We start from the raw sequence: 18018 nt of genomic DNA, 5'->3' as shown, positions 1-18018 counted from the left end.
AGAGGCGGAACGGTTGCCCTCCTATCCAGTCGGCGGCCCCGCCTCGCGGCTTGTAGGGGATCGATGACTGAGTATGGCCGGGGCCCAGGCTCCGAACCGTGGCATCCCGAGGACCCGTTGTACGGGGACGGCGGATGGGGAGGACAGGCGCCCGCGGGCGGCCCGTCCACCTACGGCGGCCAGGGGCAGTACCACCCGCAGCAGCCGCATCACCCTCAGCAGCACCCCCAGCAGTCCCAGTACGACGACTGGAGCACGGGCCAGCAGCAGGCCTACGGTCAGCAGCAGTACGACGGCACCGGTGCGCATCAGCAGTACGACGGCACCGGCGCCCAGCAGCAGTACAACGGCGGCTGGGACACCGGCCGGCAGGGCCAGGTCCCTTACGGCGGCGACCCGGTGGACCCCTACGGCGGTCAGCCGGGTGGCTATGCCGGGGAGAGCGCCGACTACTACGGCACCCCCGATGCCTACCCGCCGCCGGAGCCGCCGCACCGCCGCCGCCCGGCCCCCGAGCCGGAGCCGGACTGGGATCCGGGCCCCGACCAGGGCGAGCACGCCTTCTTCTCGGGCGCCGACGACGATGACGACGAGTACGACGACGAGCCGGGCCGCAAGGGCGGCCGCGGGGACCGTCGTGGCGGCCGGGGCGGCAAGAAGCCGAAGAAGCGCCGCAGCGGTTGCGCCTGCCTGGTCGTGACGCTGGTCTTCGCCGGCGGTCTCGGCGGGGTCGGCTATTTCGGCTATCAGTTCTATCAGGACCGATTCGGTACGTCGCCCGACTACGCGGGCGAGGGAACCGGAACCGCCACCGTGGACATCCCGAAGGGTTCCGGCGGTTACGTCATCGGCCAGAAACTGAAGGACGCCGGGGTCGTCAAGAGCGTGGACGCCTTTGTTTCTGCGCAGGCGCAGAATCCCAAGGGTGAATCCATTCAGGCCGGTGTCTATGTCCTGAAGAAGGAAATGTCGGCGAAGAGTGCCGTCGAATTGATGCTGAGCCCTAAGAGCCGGAACAACCTCATTATTCCTGAGGGTAGGCGGAATTCCTGGGTCTACGCACAGATCGACACCCGTCTGGGTCTCGACAAGGGGACGACTGCCGGTATCGCCAAGAAGGAATGGAAGTCCCTCGGGATTCCGGACTGGGCGAACACAAACAAGGACATCAAGGACCCGCTGGAAGGGTTCCTCTACCCCTCCAGTTACCCGGTTGCCAAGGGTCAGAAGCCCGAGGCCGTCCTCAAGAAGATGGTGGCCCAAGCCAGCGAGAAGTACGACGAGTTGGGCCTCAAGTCCAAGGCGGACGCTCTGCAGCTCGACGACCCGCTGCAGGTCCTCACGGTGGCCAGCCTGGTGCAGGCCGAGGGTATGACGCACGACGACTTCAAGAAGATGGCGGCTGTCGTCTACAACCGTCTGAAGACGTCCAACACCGTCACCAACCAGAAGCTCGAGTTCGACTCGACGTACAACTACCTCAAGGGTCAGAGCGAGATTGACATCCCGATCTCAAAGATCCGCAGCGATCCCGACCCGTACAACACCTACTACCACAAGGGCCTCCCGCCGGGACCGATCGGAAACCCAGGGGACGAAGCACTGAAGGCCACAGTGGATCCGGACGACGGTGGCTGGATGTTCTTCATCTCCGTTGACCAAAAGAAGACACAGTTCACCAAGACGCTGGCCGAGCACGAGAAGCTGGTCGCGGAATTCAATGAACGGCAGAGGAATGGCGACTGAGATCGGCCGCCGAGCGGCGGTCCTCGGCTCCCCCATCGCCCATTCCCTCTCCCCGGTGCTGCACCGCGCCGCATACGGGGAGCTGGGTCTGGCCGACTGGACGTACGACTTGTTCGACGTCGACGAGGCGGCGCTGCCCGGCTTCATCGCCGGGCTCGGCCCCGAGTGGGCCGGGCTTTCCCTGACGATGCCGCTCAAGCGCGCCGTGATCCCGCTGCTCGACGAGATCAGCGAGACCGCGGCCTCCGTCGAGGCGGTCAACACGGTCGTCTGCACGGATGACGGCCGACGCGTCGGGGACAACACCGACATCCCCGGCATGGTCGCCGCCCTGCGCGAACGGGGCATCGAGCAGGTCGAGTCCGCGGCGATCCTCGGCGCGGGCGCCACCGCGTCGTCCGCGCTTGCCGCGCTCGCGCGGATCTGCACGGGCGAGGTCGTCGCGTACGTACGCAGTGAGGCGCGCGCCGCCGAGATGCGGCAGTGGGGCGAGCGGCTCGACGTGGAGGTGCGGACGGCGGACTGGGCGGACGCCGAGCGTGCGCTGAGCGCGCCCCTGGTGATCGCCACGACTCCGGCGGGCACGACCGACGCGCTCTCGAAGGCCGTGCCCGAGCGGCCCGCCACCCTCTTCGACGTGCTGTACGACCCGTGGCCCACCGCGCTCGCGGCCCGCTGGTCGGGGTACGGCGGTGCGGTGGTCAGCGGTCTCGACCTGCTTGTGCACCAGGCGGTGCTGCAGGTCGAGCAGATGACGGGGCGGGCTCCCGCGCCGCTCGACGTGATGCGGAAGGCCGGGGAACACGCGCTCGACGGACGTTAAGATCCACTCTGTTCGGCAGCGATCAGGGGGAGTGCATCGTCGATGGAGAGTGTCGTGTCCGCGGCCGGGAACGGGGTGACGCTGGCCTCGGGCCGGTGGGACGTGTTCGAGCTGCTGATCCAGTTCTTGTCCCGGTTCCTGCTGCTGCGGTTCCTGCCGGTCTGGCTGCAGTTGACCATCTTCGGCCTTGTTCTGACCGCCGCTGTCACGGTATGGGCCGTCCGGCGCGCGAGGGCGAACGCCGGACCCGGGGAGGCTGCCGCGGAGGCCGAGGACTGAGCGGCGTCGTCCGGCTGGTGGACCGGGGGCCGGGTCCCGGGCCCCGGCGTGGGAGGATCAGACGTGGCGGGCCAGGGCCGCGCACCCGGCCGCGCCACGCAGTTCCAGGCGCGAGCATGAGGAGCACCGTTGAGCAGGTTGCGTTGGCTGACCGCGGGCGAGTCCCACGGACCCGCACTTGTGGCGACGCTGGAGGGTCTTCCCGCCGGCGTGCCGATCACCACGGAGATGGTGGCTGACCACCTGGCCCGGCGGCGCCTCGGCTATGGGCGCGGTGCGCGCATGAAGTTCGAGCGTGACGAGGTCACCTTCCTGGGCGGCGTCCGGCACGGCCTGACCATGGGCTCACCGGTCGCGATCATGGTGGGCAACACCGAGTGGCCCAAGTGGGAACAGGTCATGGCCGCCGACCCGGTCGACCCGGAGATCCTCGCCGACCTGGCCCGCAACGCCCCGCTGACCCGCCCCCGGCCCGGCCACGCCGACCTCGCGGGCATGCAGAAGTACGGCTTCGACGAGGCCCGCCCGATCCTGGAGCGCGCCTCCGCCCGCGAGACCGCGGCCCGCGTCGCGCTCGGCGCGGTGGCCCGCTCGTACCTGAAGGAGACGGCCGGGATCGAGATCGTCAGCCATGTGACCGAGCTGGCGAGCGCCAAGGCCCCCTACGGCGTCTACCCGACCCCCGCCGACGTCGAGAAGCTCGACGCCGACCCGGTGCGCTGCCTCGACGCCGACGCGTCGAAGGCGATGGTCGCCGAGATCGACCAGGCCCACAAGGACGGCGACACCCTGGGCGGCGTCGTCGAGGTGCTCGCGTACGGCGTCCCGGTCGGGCTCGGCTCGCACGTGCACTGGGACCGCCGGCTCGACGCGCGGCTCGCCGCCGCGCTCATGGGCATCCAGGCCATCAAGGGCGTCGAGGTCGGCGACGGCTTCGAGCTCGCGCGGGTGCCGGGCTCCAAGGCGCACGACGAGATCGTCTCCACCGACGAGGGCATCAAGCGCACCTCCGGCCGCTCCGGCGGCACCGAGGGCGGCCTGACCACCGGTGAACTGCTGCGCGTCCGCGCCGCGATGAAGCCCATCGCGACCGTGCCGCGCGCGCTCGCCACCGTCGACGTCGCCACCGGCGAGGCCACCAAGGCGCACCACCAGCGCTCCGACGTGTGTGCCGTTCCCGCGGCCGGCATCGTCGCCGAGGCGATGGTCGCGCTCGTCCTGGCCGACGCCGTCGCCGAGAAGTTCGGCGGCGACAGCGTGCCCGAGACCCGACGGAACGTGACGTCGTACCTCGACAACCTCCAGATCCGGTGACCGGCCCGCAGATCGTTCTGGTCGGGCCCATGGGCGTGGGCAAGTCGACGGTGGGCGCGCTGCTCGCCGAGCGGCTTGGCACCGCCTACCGGGACACCGACGCCGACATCGTGGCCGCGCAGGGCCGGGAGATCGCGGACATCTTCGTGGACGAGGGTGAGCCGTACTTCCGTGAGCTCGAGCGGGATGCCGTGCGTACGGCACTCGCCGAGCACGACGGGATCCTCGCCCTCGGCGGCGGCGCGATCCTCGACGAGTCGACCCGCGCGCTGCTCGCCTCGCAGCCCGTCGTCTATCTCTCGATGGACGTCGAGGAGGCGGTCAAGCGCACCGGCCTGAACGTCGCGCGGCCGCTGCTCGCGGTCAACCCGCGCAAGCAGTGGCGCGAACTCATGGACGCCCGCCGCCACTTGTACGCCGAAGTGGCCCGCGCCGTCGTCGCCACCGACGACCGCACCCCCGAAGAGGTCGCCCAAGCGGTCCTCGACGCACTGGAGTTGAAGGAAGCATGACGGAGATTTCGGGGCAGGCGCCCACCCGTATCCAGGTCGGCGGCACCGCGGGCACCGAGCCGTACGAGGTGCTCGTCGGGCGGCAGCTCCTCGGTGAGCTGCCCGGCCTGATCGGCGAGCAGACCAAGCGCGTCGCGATCATCCACCCCGAGGCGCTCGCCGAGACCGGTGACGCGCTGCGCCAGGACCTGGCGGACCAGGGGTACGAGGTCGTCGCGATCCAGGTGCCGAACGCCGAGGAGGCCAAGACCGCCGAGGTCGCCGCGTACTGCTGGAAGGCCCTTGGCCAGTCCGGCTTCACCCGCAGCGACATCGTCATCGGTGTCGGCGGCGGTGCCACCACCGACCTCGCCGGGTTCGTGGCCGCGACCTGGCTGCGCGGGGTGCGCTGGATCGCCGTACCGACGACCGTGCTCGGCATGGTGGACGCGGCGGTCGGCGGCAAGACCGGCATCAACACGGCCGAGGGCAAGAACCTGGTCGGGGCGTTCCACCCGCCGGCCGGTGTGCTCTGCGACCTGGCCGCGCTTGACTCGCTGCCGGTCAACGACTTCGTGTCCGGGCTCGCGGAGATCATCAAGGCCGGCTTCATCGCCGACCCGACGATCCTCGAACTGATCGAGGAGGACCCTCAGGCGGCGCGCAGCCCGCAGGGCCCGCACACCGCCGAGCTGATCGAGCGCTCCATCAAGGTCAAGGCCGAGGTCGTCTCCGGCGACCTCAAGGAGGCGGGCCTGCGCGAGATCCTCAACTACGGGCACACCCTCGCCCACGCCATCGAGAAGAACGAGCGCTACAAGTGGCGGCACGGCGCCGCCGTCTCCGTGGGCATGGCCTTCGCGGCCGAACTCGGCCGCCTGGCCGGGCGCCTGGACGACGCGACCGCCGACCGGCACCGCACCGTCCTGGAGTCGGTCGGGCTGCCGCTGAGCTACCGCTACGACCAGTGGCCCAAGCTCCTGGAGACCATGAAGGTCGACAAGAAGTCCCGCGGTGACCTGCTGCGGTTCATCGTCCTTGACGGCCTCGGCAAGCCGACCGTCCTGGAGGGCCCCGACCCGGCGGTCCTGCTCGCCGCGTACGGCGAAGTGGCGAACTAGAGCGCCTGAGCGGCGCACTGGATCAGCAGTGTGACGCACTAGAACAAGCCACGGGCACCCTGCGGCTTCCCCGGCCGTTCACACAACGCCGGCCGGGGAAGGTACCGTTCGGTACGGGTGGCCCCGGCCGCCGCCCGACCAGCGTCAGTCGCACGAGACGGAGTGGCACCGGATGCAGCACGCAGTGGGATCTCCGCTGCCGCCGCCCCATCAGCCGGGGCACGGATCGGCCACCGGCTGGTCCCCGGCCGCACACCACCCGAGCGGTCCGCCGCCGGGTGCCGCGCCGGGCGGCCCCCCGCCTCCCGCACCGGGTTTCGCGGGCGCGCCGGGCACGGCCCAGCACCCGCACGCCCCGGCGCCGCAGCACGCGGGCCCGGGCGTCCCCCAGCCCCAGCACAACCACGTCCCCGGCGGTGCCCCCGTGCCGCCGACCCCGGACACGACGGGCCACATCCAGCTCCCGCCCGGCGGCCCCGTCGCCATGCCGAGCCCGCCGCCCGGCATGGCCCAGGCGGACACCGGCGCCACCACGCTCGCCGTCCTGTTGATCGGCCCCGCGGGCGCGGGCAAGACGAGCGTCGCCAAGTTCTGGGCCGAGCACCGCCGCGTACCGACGGCCCACATCAGCCTCGACGACGTACGCGAATGGGTTCGCTCGGGCTTCGCGGACCCCCAGTCGGGCTGGAACGACCACTCGGAGGCCCAGTACCGCCTGGCCCGCCGCACCTGCGGCTTCGCCGCGCGCAACTTCCTGGCCAACGGCATCTCCTGCATCCTCGACGACGCGGTCTTCCCCGACCGCCCGGTCGTCGGCCTCGGTGGCTGGAAGCGGCACGTGGGCCCCGGCCTGCTGCCCGTCGTCCTCCTCCCCGGCCTGGAAATCGTCCTGGAGCGCAACGCGGAGCGCAGCGGCAACCGCCGCCTCACGGACGAGGAAGTGGCCCGCATCCACGGCCGCATGGCCGGCTGGTACGGCTCGGGCCTCCCGATCATCGACAACTCCCAACTGGACGTCCCCGCAACGGCCCGCGTCCTGGACGACGTCCTGGCCCGCTCGATCGCGAGCCCGCCGAAGTGGTAGTCCCGGCCCTCGCCTGACGCCCCGGGGACGTCCGGGTCCGCTCGGTCGGGTGCGCTGAACGGGCCGTCCCTCGCCGCCGCTCATAGGCTCGTGCCATGTCAGAGGTCTACGCGGCCCGCCGTGAGCGGCTGAGGGAGCGTTGTGCCGCGGGTGGCAGCGCGTCGGCGTTGGTGTCCCGTCCCGCCAACGTGCGGTATCTCGCGGGGGCGGCGCCCCTCGGGGCTGTGCTTCTGCTGGGCAGGGGCGAGGATCTGCTGGTCTGCGGGCGGCCGCCCGGCGAGGAGCAGGGTGCGGGGCGGCCCGACGATGCGCTGCGTGTGCAGGTGCTCGACGGGCCCGATGGGGATCCCGCCGTGGCGGGCGCCGATTGCGCGGCCGCGCAGGGCGTCGAGACGCTCGCCGTGGAGGAGCACCATCTGACCGTCGCCCGGCATCGCGCGATGGGTTCGGTCGCGCCCCGGCTGCGTCTCGCGGATCTCGGGGGAGCGGTCGAGCAGCTGCGGCTGATCAAGGACGAGGAGGAGATCTCCTGCCTGCGGATCGCCTCCGAGATCGCGGACCAGGCGCTGAGTGAGCTCCTGGAGTCGATTCTCGTGGGGCGGACCGAGCGTCATCTCGCGCTGGAACTGGAACGTCGACTTGTCGACCACGGTGCGGACGGGCCCGCCTTTGCGACCTCCGTCGGCACCGGACCCAATTCCGGGCGCGGCGGCCACCGCCCCTCCGACCGGCGCGTCGAAGAGGGCGACTTCCTCTCCGTCTGCCTGGGCGCGATCTACGGCGGCTACCGCTCTGAGATCGGGCGTACGTTCGTCATCGGTACGTCGCCCGCGGACTGGCAGATCGAGTTGTACGACCTCGTCTTCGCCGCTCAGCGGGCGGGCAGGGAGGCGCTCGGGCCGGGTGCCGCCTACCGTGACATCGACCGCGCGGCACGGCATGTACTGGACTCCGCGGGGTATGCGGACGGCCTTGCTCCGCTGATGGGACACGGGGTGGGGCTCGAAATCGACGAGGACCCGCAGTTGGCGCCCGCGGCCATGGGTAAACTGGACGTCTGCGTGCCGGTCACCGTCGAACCGGGGGTTCACCTCCCGGGACGGGGTGGTGTCCGGATCGATGACACGCTCGTCGTGCGCCCCGAGGCGGACGGCGGACCCGAGCTACTCACCATTACGACCAAGGAGCTGCTCGCGCTCTAGCTTTCAGCTGTTGCGCGTGCCCCGGGGTCGTCCACGTCAGTCCAGGAGATTCCGCAACCGTGGCTTCCACGAACGACCTCAAGAACGGCCTGGTGCTCAAGCTCGACGGGGGCCAGCTCTGGTCCGTCGTCGAGTTCCAGCACGTCAAGCCCGGCAAGGGCCCCGCCTTCGTGCGCACCAAGCTCAAGAACGTGCTGTCCGGCAAGGTCGTCGACAAGACCTTCAACGCCGGCGTCAAGGTCGAGACGGCCACGATCGACAAGCGCGACATGCAGTTCTCGTACATGGACGGCGACTACTTCGTCTTCATGGACATGGAGACCTACGACCAGCTGCACGTCGACCGCAAGGCCGTCGGTGACGCCGCCAACTTCCTGATCGAGGGCTTCACCGCCACCGTCGCGCAGCACGAGGGCGCGGTGCTCTTCGTCGAGCTGCCGGCCGCCGTCGAGCTCGTCGTGAAGGAGACCGAGCCCGGCGTCCAGGGCGACCGCTCCACCGGCGGCACCAAGCCCGCCACGCTGGAGACCGACCACCAGATCCAGGTGCCGCTCTTCATCACCACCGGCGAGAAGATCAAGGTCGACACCCGCGACAGCAGCTACCTCGGCCGGGTGAACAGCTAACCGTGGCTGCTCGTAATACGGCCCGCAAGCGCGCCTTCCAGATCCTCTTCGAGGCCGACCAGCGGGGGGCCGACGTCGTGACGGTCCTCGCGGACTGGGTGCGCCACTCGCGGTCCGACACCCGGCAGCCGCCGGTGAGCGAGTTCACCATGGAGCTGGTCGAGGGGTACGCGGGGCACGCGCGCCACATCGACGAGCTGATCTCCCAGTACGCCGTCGGGTGGACCCTCGACCGGATGCCGGTCGTGGACCGCAACATCCTGCGGCTCGGCGCGTACGAGCTGATCTGGGTGGACGGGACGCCCGACGCGGTGGTCCTGGACGAGGCCGTCCAGCTCGCCAAGGAGTTCTCGACGGATGATTCGCCGTCCTTCGTCAACGGCCTTCTCGGCCGTTTCAAGGACCTCAAGCCGGGGCTGCGACGCGACGAGTCGTGACCTGAGCTCACAGGCCGTACAGAGGGCCCGCAGTCACGCGCTGCGGGCCCTCTGGCGTACGCGGGCGACAACGGGCGCACCACGGGCACCCCTGGGTCTCCCAGGCGCTCCTCAGGGCGCACAAAGCCGCCGGGGTGGCCGGAACCCATTGGTTCCGGCCACCCCGGCGGCACGTTTCTGCTGAGTTCTCCCTTGCGGGAGTCAGACGTCGTCGTGGGCGACGGCGCGACGCGCGTCGGCGTCCAGGACGCCCCAGCTGATCAGCTGCTCGGTGAGGACCGAAGGCGATTGGTCGTAAATGACGGCGAGGGTGCGCAGGTCGTCCTGGCGGATCGAGAGCACCTTGCCGTTGTAGTCACCGCGCTGCGACTGGATCGTGGCCGCGTACCGCTGGAGCGGGCCCGCCTTCTCGGCCGGCACGTGCGCGAGGCGCTCCAGGTCGAGGACGAGCTTGGGCGGCGGCTCGGCGGCACCCCCCGGAGCGGTGCCGGGCAGCAGCTCCTGGACCGGGACTCCGTAGAAGTCCGCCAGCTCGGCGAGGCGCTGTACGGTCACGGCGCGGTCGCCGCGCTCGTACGAGCCGACCACTACCGCCTTCCAGCGACCCTGGGACTTTTCCTCGACGCCGTGAAGGGAAAGGCCCTGCTGGGTGCGGATGGCGCGGAGCTTGGCCCCGAGCTGTTTGGCGTATTCGCTGGACATAAAGCTCCCCGGACGCTGGGACAACGTGCGGCTCCGCCGCGCTGCTGGTAACTCACTGTGAGGTTACGCAGCGTTACTTGGCTGCGTCAAGCCGAATGGTCCGTACCGCCCCTTCCGAGGGGGGTCGTGACCGGCGGTGTTGCCATTGCTGGTACCGTTGATGGCGCAAATCCGACGTCCTTTAAGGTCCGTCCCGTGAGGCGGAGAAGGAGGTCCGTTTCATATGGACACGCACGACACGAACGAACCCGATGTCGCCCGGCCCGTGCTCGAAGGCCCGGACATCGCACGGGTGTTGACCCGTATCGCCCACGAGATCGTCGAGCGCGCCAAGGGCGCGGACGATGTGGTGCTGCTCGGCATTCCCACCCGCGGTGTCTTCCTCGCGCGGCGCCTCGCCGAGAAGCTCGAAGAGATCACCGGACGGAAGATCCCGGTTGGCTCACTCGACATCACCATGTACCGCGACGATCTGCGCATGCATCCGCCGCGCGCACTCGCCCGCACCGAGATCCCCGGTGACGGCATCGACGGCCGCCTCGTCGTCCTCGTCGACGACGTGCTCTTCTCCGGTCGCACCATCCGCGCCGCCCTCGACGGTCTGAACGACATCGGGCGCCCGCGCGCGGTGCAGCTCGCCGTCCTCGTCGACCGCGGCCACCGCGAACTCCCGATCCGCGCCGACTACGTCGGCAAGAACCTCCCCACGTCGCTGCGGGAGACGGTCAAGGTGCAGCTCGCCGAGGAGGACGGCCGGGACGCCGTACTGCTCGGTGCCAAGCCCGCCTCCGCGTAAGACCGGCTTCCCCACGGGCCCCGGGGCACACCCCTGCGCGCCCGCGTGCCCGCACACCTCCCCATCACGGAGTACACCCAGATGATGCGACACCTCATCTCGGCCGCCGACCTCACCCGCGACGACGCCGTTCTCATCCTCGACACCGCCGAGGAGATGGCCCGGGTCGCCGACCGGCCGATCAAGAAGCTGCCCGCGCTGCGCGGCCGTACGATCTGCAACCTCTTCTTCGAGGACTCGACCCGGACCCGGATCTCCTTCGAAGCCGCCGAGAAGCGCCTCTCCGCGGACGTCATCAACTTCGCCGCCAAGGGATCCAGCGTCTCCAAGGGCGAATCCCTCAAGGACACCGCCCAGACCCTGGAGGCGATGGGTGTCGACGCCGTCGTCATCCGGCACGGCGCGTCCGGCGCCCCCTACCGGCTCGCCACCTCCGGCTGGATCGACGCCCCCGTGATCAATGCGGGCGACGGCACCCACCAGCACCCCACGCAGGCCCTGCTCGACGCCTTCACCATGCGCCGCCGCCTCGTCGGCAAGGACGAGGGCCTCGGCCAGGACCTCAGCGGCAAGCGCGTCACCCTCGTCGGCGACGTCCTGCACAGCCGCGTCGCGCGCTCCAACGTCGACCTGCTGCACACCCTCGGCGCCGAGGTCACCCTGGTCGCCCCGCCCACCCTCGTACCGGTCGGCGTCGACACCTGGCCCTGCGACGTGTCGTACGACCTGGACCGGGTGCTCCCGAAGTCCGACGCCGTGATGATGCTGCGGGTGCAGCGCGAGCGCATGAACGCCGCGTTCTTCCCCACCGAGCGCGAGTACTCGCGCCGCTACGGCCTGGACGGCGAGCGCATGGCGAAGATGCCCGAGCACGCCATCGTCATGCACCCCGGCCCGATGGTCCGCGGCATGGAGATCACCGCCGAGGTCGCCGACTCCGACCGCTGCACGGTCATCGAGCAGGTCGCCAACGGCGTCCACACCCGGATGGCCGTCCTGTATCTGCTCCTGGGCGGGAATGAACCCGCCGTCACCCACACCCGCCCCACCGGCTCCGAGGAGAAGTAAGACATGAGCAAGACCCTGATCCGCGGTGCGAAGGTGCTTGGCGGCGAGCCCCAGGACGTGCTGATCGACGGCGAGACGATCCTCCAGGTGGGGACCGGCATCGACGCGGGCGACGCGACCGTCGTCGAGGCCGAGGGCAAGATCCTGCTGCCCGGCCTCGTCGACCTGCACACCCACCTGCGCGAGCCCGGCCGCGAGGACTCCGAGACCGTCCTGACCGGTACGCGCGCCGCCGCCTCCGGTGGCTACACCGCCGTGTTCGCCATGGCCAACACCTTCCCGGTCGCCGACACCGCCGGCGTCGTCGAGCAGGTCTACCGACTCGGCAAGGAGTCCGGCTACGCGGACGTGCAGCCGATCGGCGCCGTCACCGTCGGACTCGAGGGCAAGAAGCTCGCCGAGCTCGGCGCCATGCACGAGTCCGCCGCCGGAGTCACCGTCTTCTCCGACGACGGCAAGTGCGTCGACGACGCCGTGATCATGCGCCGCGCCCTGGAGTACGTGAAGGCCTTCAACGGCGTCGTCGCCCAGCACGCGCAGGAGCCCCGCCTCACCGAGGGCGCCCAGATGAACGAGGGCGTCGTCTCCGCGGAGCTCGGTCTCGGCGGCTGGCCCGCCGTCGCCGAGGAGTCGATCATCGCGCGTGACGTGCTGCTCGCCGAGCACGTCGGCTCGCGGGTGCACATCTGCCACCTGTCGACCGCCGGGTCCGTCGAGATCGTCCGCTGGGCGAAGTCGCGCGGCATCGACGTGACGGCGGAGGTCACCCCGCACCACTTGCTCCTGACCGACGAGATGGTCCGCTCGTACAACCCGGTCTACAAGGTCAACCCGCCGCTGCGCACCGAGCGCGACGTGCTGGCGCTGCGCGAGGCGCTCGCCGACGGCACCATCGACATCGTCGCCACCGACCACGCGCCGCACCCGCACGAGGACAAGGACTGCGAGTGGGCCGCGGCCGCCATGGGCATGGTGGGCCTGGAGACCGCGCTCTCCGTCGTCCAGCAGACGATGGTCGAGACCGGCCTGCTCACCTGGGCCGCGGTCGCCGACCGGATGTCCGTCAAGCCCGCCGAGATCGGTGGGGCGAAGGGCCACGGCCGCCCCGTCTCGGAGGGTGAGCCCGCGAACCTCACGCTCGTCGATCCGGCATACCGTGGGGTCGTGGACCCCGCGGGCTTCGCCTCGCGCAGCGGCAACACCCCCTACGAGGGCCGTGAGCTGCCGGGCCGCGTGACGCACACGTGGCTGCGGGGCCGCGCCACGCTCGTCGACGGGAAGCTCGCGTGACATCTCTTCTGGAACTGGCCGCCGAGAAGGAATCGGCGGACGTGACCGACTGGGCCGCCCGCGCCGGCTGGGTCGTCGGGCTCCTTCTCTTCATCGCGCTCGTCTACTGGCTGATGCGCGAGGGCTGGAAGTGGCGCGGCACGCTCCAGAGCGACCTGCCGGCGCTTCCCGTGGTGCCGGATGACGCGGGCCCGGCGAAACTTGAGCTCAGCGGCCGCTACCACGGCTCGACCTCGGCAGGGCAGTGGCTCGACCGCATCGTGGCGCACGGTCTCGGCACCCGCAGCCGCGTGGAGCTGACGCTCACGGACGCGGGCCTCGATGTCGTGCGCCCCGGGGCCGCCGACTTCTTCGTCCCGGTGGCCCAGCTGCGCGAGGCCCGCCTCGACAAGGGCATCGCCGGCAAGGTCCTGGCCGAGGGCGGACTGCTGATCGTCACGTGGGAGCACGGCGAGAAGCTGATCGACTCGGGCTTCCGCTCGGACCACGCGGCCGAGCAGGCCGAGTGGGTCGAGGCCATCAACAACATGATCAACACCAAGAGCACGAACAGCACTACGGAAGGCACCGCACGATGACGACCTCCACCAGGGGAGCCAGCAAGGTTCCCGCCGTACTCGTCCTGGAGGACGGCCGCATCTTCCGCGGCCGCGCCTACGGGGCCGTGGGGGAGACCTTCGGCGAAGCGGTGTTCTCCACCGGCATGACCGGCTACCAGGAGACGCTGACCGACCCCTCGTACCACCGCCAGGTCGTCGTCATGACGGCCCCGCACGTCGGCAACACCGGCGTCAACGACGAGGACCCCGAGTCGCAGCGGATCTGGGTCGCCGGATACGTGGTGCGTGACCCCGCGCGCGTGTCCTCCAACTGGCGCTCCCAGCGCACCCTCGACGAGGAACTCGTCAACCAGGGCGTCGTGGGCATCAGCGGCATCGACACGCGAGCGCTCACCCGCCACCTGCGCGAGCGGGGCGCGATGCGCGTCGGCATCTTCTCCGGCAACGCGCTTCCGGATGAGGGCGTGATGCTCGCCGAGGTCCGCCAGCAGCCCGAGATGAAGGGCTCGAACCTCGCCGCGGAGGTCGCCACCAAGGAGACGTACGTCGTCCCCGCGATCGGCGAGAAGCGCTTCACGGTCGCCGCCGTCGACCTCGGCATCAAGGGCATGACACCGCACCGCATGGCCGAGCGCGGCATCGAGGTGCACGTCCTGCCCGCGACCGCGACCGCCGATGACATCTACGCGGTCGAGCCCGACGGCGTGTTCTTCTCCAACGGTCCCGGTGACCCGGCGACCGCGGACGGCCCCGTTGCCGTCATGCGAGCCGTCCTGGAGCGCAAGACGCCGCTGTTCGGCATCTGCTTCGGCAACCAGATCCTCGGCCGCGCCCTGGGCTTTGGCACGTACAAGCTGAAGTACGGCCACCGCGGCATCAACCAGCCGGTGCAGGACCGCACCACCGGCAAGGTCGAGGTCACCGCGCACAACCACGGATTCGCCGTGGACGCGCCGCTCGACAAGGCCTCCGACACCCCATACGGACGCGCCGAGGTCTCCCACGTGTGCCTCAACGACCAGGTGGTGGAGGGGCTCCAGCTCCTCGACCAGCCCGCGTTCAGCGTCCAGTACCACCCCGAGGCGGCTGCCGGCCCGCACGACGCCGCGTACCTCTTCGACCGCTTCGTATCCCTGATGGAGGGCCAGCGTGCCTAAGCGCACCGATATCCAGTCCGTCCTGGTCATCGGCTCCGGCCCGATCGTCATCGGCCAGGCAGCGGAGTTCGACTACTCCGGCACCCAGGCCTGCCGCGTGCTCAAGGCCGAGGGCCTGCGCGTCATCCTGGTCAACTCCAACCCGGCGACGATCATGACCGACCCGGAGATCGCCGACGCCACGTACGTCGAGCCGATCACCCCCGAGTTCGTCGAGAAGATCATCGCCAAGGAGCGCCCCGACGCGCTGCTTCCGACGCTGGGCGGCCAGACGGCCCTCAACACGGCGATCTCGATGCACGAGCAGGGTGTGCTCGAGAAGTACGGCGTCGAGCTCATCGGCGCCAACGTCGAGGCGATCAACAAGGGCGAGGACCGCGACCTCTTCAAGGGCGTCGTCGAAGAGGTCAACAAGAAGATCGGGCACGGCGAGTCCGCCCGCTCGTACATCTGCCACTCCATGGACGACGTCCTCAAGGGCGTCGACGAGCTCGGCGGCTACCCCGTGGTCGTCCGCCCGTCCTTCACCATGGGCGGCGCCGGCTCCGGCTTCGCGCACGACGAGGAGGAGCTGCGCCGCATCGCCGGACAGGGCCTCACGCTCTCGCCGACCACCGAGGTGCTCCTTGAGGAGTCCATCCTCGGCTGGAAGGAGTACGAGCTCGAGCTGATGCGCGACAAGCACGACAACGTGGTGGTCGTCTGCTCCATCGAGAACTTCGACCCGATGGGCGTGCACACCGGCGACTCGATCACCGTCGCGCCCGCGATGACGCTGACCGACCGCGAGTACCAGATCCTGCGTGACGTCGGCATCGCGATCATCCGCGAGGTCGGCGTCGACACCGGCGGCTGCAACATCCAGTTCGCGATCGACCCGAAGGACGGCCGGGTCATCGTCATCGAGATGAACCCGCGCGTCTCGCGGTCCTCCGCGCTCGCGTCGAAGGCCACCGGCTTCCCGATCGCGAAGATCGCCGCAAAGCTGGCCGTCGGCTACACGCTGGACGAGATCCCGAACGACATCACCGAGAAGACCCCGGCCTCCTTCGAGCCGACCCTCGACTACGTCGTGGTCAAGGCGCCGCGTTTCGCCTTCGAGAAGTTCCCGTCGGCGGACTCGACGCTGACGACCACCATGAAGTCGGTCGGCGAGGCCATGGCGATCGGCCGCAATTTCACCGAGGCGCTGCAGAAGGCGCTGCGGTCGCTGGAGAAGAAGGGCTCGCAGTTCACCTTCGTGGGCGAGCCCGGCGACAAGGCGGAGCTCCTGGCGGAGGCCGTGCGGCCGACCGACGGGCGCATCAACTCCGTCATGCAGGCCATCCGCGCCGGCGCCACCCCGGAGGAGGTCTTCGAGTCCACGAAGATCGACCCGTGGTTCGTCGACCAGCTCTTCCTGATCAAGGAGATCGCGGACGAGCTGACCGCCGCCGAGCGCCTGGACGCCGACCTCCTCGCCGAGGCCAAGCGGCACGGCTTCTCCGACGCGCAGATCGCCGAGATCCGCGGCCTGCGCGAGGACGTCGTCCGCGAGGTGCGGCACGCCCTCGGTGTCCGCCCGGTCTACAAGACGGTCGACACCTGCGCCGCCGAGTTCGCCGCGAAGACGCCGTACTTCTACTCCTCGTACGACGAGGAGAACGAGGTCGCCAAGCGCGACAAGCCCGCGGTCATCATCCTGGGCTCGGGCCCCAACCGCATCGGACAGGGCATCGAGTTCGACTACTCCTGCGTCCACGCCTCCTTCGCCCTGAGCGACGCGGGCTACGAGACCGTGATGGTCAACTGCAACCCCGAGACCGTCTCCACGGACTACGACACCTCCGACCGGCTGTACTTCGAGCCGCTCACGCTTGAGGACGTCCTGGAGATCGTCAACGCCGAGGCGCAGGCAGGCCCCATCGCGGGCGTCATCGTCCAGCTCGGCGGCCAGACCCCGCTGGGCCTCTCGCAGGCCCTGAAGGACAACGGCGTGCCGGTCGTGGGCACCTCGCCCGAGGCCATCCACGCCGCCGAGGACCGCGGCGCCTTCGGCCGCGTGCTCGCCGAGGCCGGCCTGCCCGCGCCCAAGCACGGCACCGCCACCACCTTCGCCGAGGCCAAGGCCATCGCCGACGAGATCGGCTACCCCGTCCTCGTCCGCCCGTCGTACGTGCTCGGCGGCCGCGGCATGGAGATCGTGTACGACGAGGCCCGCCTCTCCTCGTACATCGAGGAGTCGACCGAGATCAGCCCCTCGCGGCCGGTCCTCGTCGACCGCTTCCTGGACGACGCGATCGAGATCGACGTGGACGCGCTCTACGACGGCACCGAGCTGTACCTCGGCGGCGTCATGGAGCACATCGAGGAGGCCGGCATCCACTCCGGCGACTCGGCGTGCGCGCTGCCCCCGATTACGCTCGGCGGCTTCGACATCAAGCGGCTTCGCGCCTCCACGGAGGGCATCGCCAAGGGCGTCGGCGTCCGCGGGCTCATCAACATCCAGTTCGCGATGGCCGGCGACATTCTGTACGTCCTCGAAGCCAACCCGCGTGCCTCGCGCACCGTCCCCTTCACCTCGAAGGCGACCGCGGTGCCGCTGGCCAAGGCCGCCGCGCGCATCTCGCTCGGCGCGACCATCGCCGAGCTGCGTGCCGAGGGCATGCTGCCCGCGACCGGCGACGGCGGCACGCTGCCGATGGACGCGCCGATCTCGGTGAAGGAAGCCGTCATGCCGTGGAGCCGCTTCCGCGACATCCACGGGCGTGGCGTCGACACGGTCCTCGGCCCGGAGATGCGCTCCACCGGTGAAGTCATGGGCATCGACTCGGTGTTCGGCACCGCGTACGCCAAGTCGCAGGCGGGCGCCTACGGCCCGCTGCCGACCAAGGGCCGCGCGTTCATCTCCGTCGCCAACCGCGACAAGCGCTCGATGATCTTCCCGGCGCGCGAACTGGTCGCGCACGGCTTCGAGTTGCTCGCCACGTCCGGCACGGCCGAGGTGCTCAAGCGCAACGGCATCAACGCCACCGTCGTGCGCAAGCAGTCCGAGGGCGAGGGCCCGAACGGCGAGAAGACGATCGTCCAGCTGATCCACGACGGCGGCGTCGACCTCATCGTCAACACCCCGTACGGCACCGGCGGCCGCCTCGACGGCTACGACATCCGTACGGCCGCCGTGTCCCGCTCCGTGCCGTGCCTCACGACGGTCCAGGCGCTCGCCGCCGCCGTCCAGGGCATCGACGCGCTCAACCACGGGGACGTGGGCGTCCGTTCACTCCAGGAACACGCGGAGCATCTGACCGCGGCCCGCGACTAGCAGCCCACTAGGGGGACACCG

Annotated in this window: 17 protein-coding genes; 16 read left to right on the top strand and 1 reads right to left on the bottom strand. The window is 70.2% G+C overall.

The window, feature by feature from the left end; genetic code table 11:
* Positions 1-63 precede the first annotated feature (63 nt).
* The 10 genes from mltG (at position 64) to nusB (ending at position 9123) form a co-directional block, all read left to right on the top strand.
* The gene (gene mltG, locus AB0G47_RS20930; protein WP_360771893.1) at positions 64-1746 is read left to right on the top strand and encodes an endolytic transglycosylase MltG; all 1683 of its coding nucleotides are present in this window, start codon (positions 64-66) and stop codon (positions 1744-1746) included.
* Complete coding sequence (locus tag AB0G47_RS20925; RefSeq protein WP_360771890.1) at positions 1736-2569, top strand: shikimate dehydrogenase; 834 nt, start codon at positions 1736-1738, stop codon at positions 2567-2569. The genes mltG and AB0G47_RS20925 overlap by 11 nt, the downstream gene beginning before the upstream one ends.
* A 42-nt stretch (positions 2570-2611) precedes the next feature.
* Entirely contained in the window at positions 2612-2848 is a 237-nt protein-coding gene (locus AB0G47_RS20920; RefSeq protein ID WP_360771887.1) for a hypothetical protein, read from the top strand.
* A gap of 129 nt (positions 2849-2977) precedes the next feature.
* Positions 2978-4162, top strand: a complete 1185-nt coding sequence (aroC, locus tag AB0G47_RS20915) for a chorismate synthase (protein WP_360771884.1) — start codon at positions 2978-2980, stop codon at positions 4160-4162.
* Positions 4159-4674, top strand: coding sequence for a shikimate kinase (locus tag AB0G47_RS20910; protein ID WP_360771882.1), 516 nt, complete (start codon positions 4159-4161; stop codon positions 4672-4674). The genes aroC and AB0G47_RS20910 overlap by 4 nt, the downstream gene beginning before the upstream one ends.
* Positions 4675-4679: 5 nt before the next feature.
* Positions 4680-5774 carry a 3-dehydroquinate synthase gene (gene aroB / locus AB0G47_RS20905; protein WP_360772422.1) on the top strand — a complete coding sequence of 365 codons (1095 nt, stop codon included), beginning with the start codon at positions 4680-4682 and terminating at the stop codon, positions 5772-5774.
* 172 nt (positions 5775-5946) lie between these two features.
* Positions 5947-6858 carry a Pro-rich N-terminal domain-containing protein gene (locus AB0G47_RS20900; protein WP_360771879.1) on the top strand — a complete coding sequence of 304 codons (912 nt, stop codon included), beginning with the start codon at positions 5947-5949 and terminating at the stop codon, positions 6856-6858.
* Positions 6859-6953: 95 nt separating this feature from the next.
* Positions 6954-8060, top strand: coding sequence for a M24 family metallopeptidase (locus AB0G47_RS20895; protein WP_360771877.1), 1107 nt, complete (start codon positions 6954-6956; stop codon positions 8058-8060).
* Positions 8061-8119: 59 nt separating this feature from the next.
* On the top strand, positions 8120-8686 hold the full coding sequence (efp, locus tag AB0G47_RS20890; protein ID WP_266869015.1) for an elongation factor P: 567 nt from the start codon (positions 8120-8122) through the stop codon (positions 8684-8686).
* 2 nt (positions 8687-8688) lie between these two features.
* Entirely contained in the window at positions 8689-9123 is a 435-nt protein-coding gene (gene nusB, locus AB0G47_RS20885) for a transcription antitermination factor NusB (RefSeq protein ID WP_360771873.1), read from the top strand.
* A gap of 201 nt (positions 9124-9324) precedes the next feature.
* Here the strand turns inward: nusB and bldD are convergent, their stop codons facing one another.
* Positions 9325-9825 carry a transcriptional regulator BldD gene (gene bldD / locus AB0G47_RS20880; RefSeq protein ID WP_135330908.1) on the bottom strand — a complete coding sequence of 167 codons (501 nt, stop codon included), beginning with the start codon at positions 9823-9825 and terminating at the stop codon, positions 9325-9327.
* A 223-nt stretch (positions 9826-10048) separates the two neighbouring features.
* Between bldD and pyrR the strand changes: the two genes are divergently transcribed.
* From pyrR to carB, 6 genes are all read left to right on the top strand, one after another.
* The gene (gene pyrR / locus AB0G47_RS20875) at positions 10049-10621 is read left to right on the top strand and encodes a bifunctional pyr operon transcriptional regulator/uracil phosphoribosyltransferase PyrR (protein WP_266869017.1); all 573 of its coding nucleotides are present in this window, start codon (positions 10049-10051) and stop codon (positions 10619-10621) included.
* Between the two features lie 81 nt (positions 10622-10702).
* On the top strand, positions 10703-11689 hold the full coding sequence (locus tag AB0G47_RS20870) for an aspartate carbamoyltransferase catalytic subunit (RefSeq protein ID WP_360771869.1): 987 nt from the start codon (positions 10703-10705) through the stop codon (positions 11687-11689).
* A 3-nt stretch (positions 11690-11692) separates the two neighbouring features.
* Complete coding sequence (locus AB0G47_RS20865) at positions 11693-12979, top strand: dihydroorotase (protein WP_360771866.1); 1287 nt, start codon at positions 11693-11695, stop codon at positions 12977-12979.
* Positions 12976-13557 (top strand): hypothetical protein, encoded by a 582-nt coding sequence (locus tag AB0G47_RS20860; protein ID WP_360771863.1) that lies wholly within the window; start codon positions 12976-12978, stop codon positions 13555-13557. The genes AB0G47_RS20865 and AB0G47_RS20860 overlap by 4 nt, the downstream gene beginning before the upstream one ends.
* Positions 13554-14696 carry a glutamine-hydrolyzing carbamoyl-phosphate synthase small subunit gene (gene carA / locus AB0G47_RS20855; RefSeq protein WP_360771861.1) on the top strand — a complete coding sequence of 381 codons (1143 nt, stop codon included), beginning with the start codon at positions 13554-13556 and terminating at the stop codon, positions 14694-14696. The genes AB0G47_RS20860 and carA overlap by 4 nt, the downstream gene beginning before the upstream one ends.
* Entirely contained in the window at positions 14689-17997 is a 3309-nt protein-coding gene (gene carB / locus AB0G47_RS20850) for a carbamoyl-phosphate synthase large subunit (RefSeq protein ID WP_360771857.1), read from the top strand. The genes carA and carB overlap by 8 nt, the downstream gene beginning before the upstream one ends.
* The last annotated feature ends 21 nt before the right edge of the window (positions 17998-18018 follow it).

The organism is Streptomyces sp. NPDC021622, assembly GCF_040640795.1.
Lineage (GTDB): Bacteria > Actinomycetota > Actinomycetes > Streptomycetales > Streptomycetaceae > Streptomyces.
Note: the sequence above shows the minus strand (reverse complement) of the source record. Positions and strands in the feature narration are given on the sequence as shown.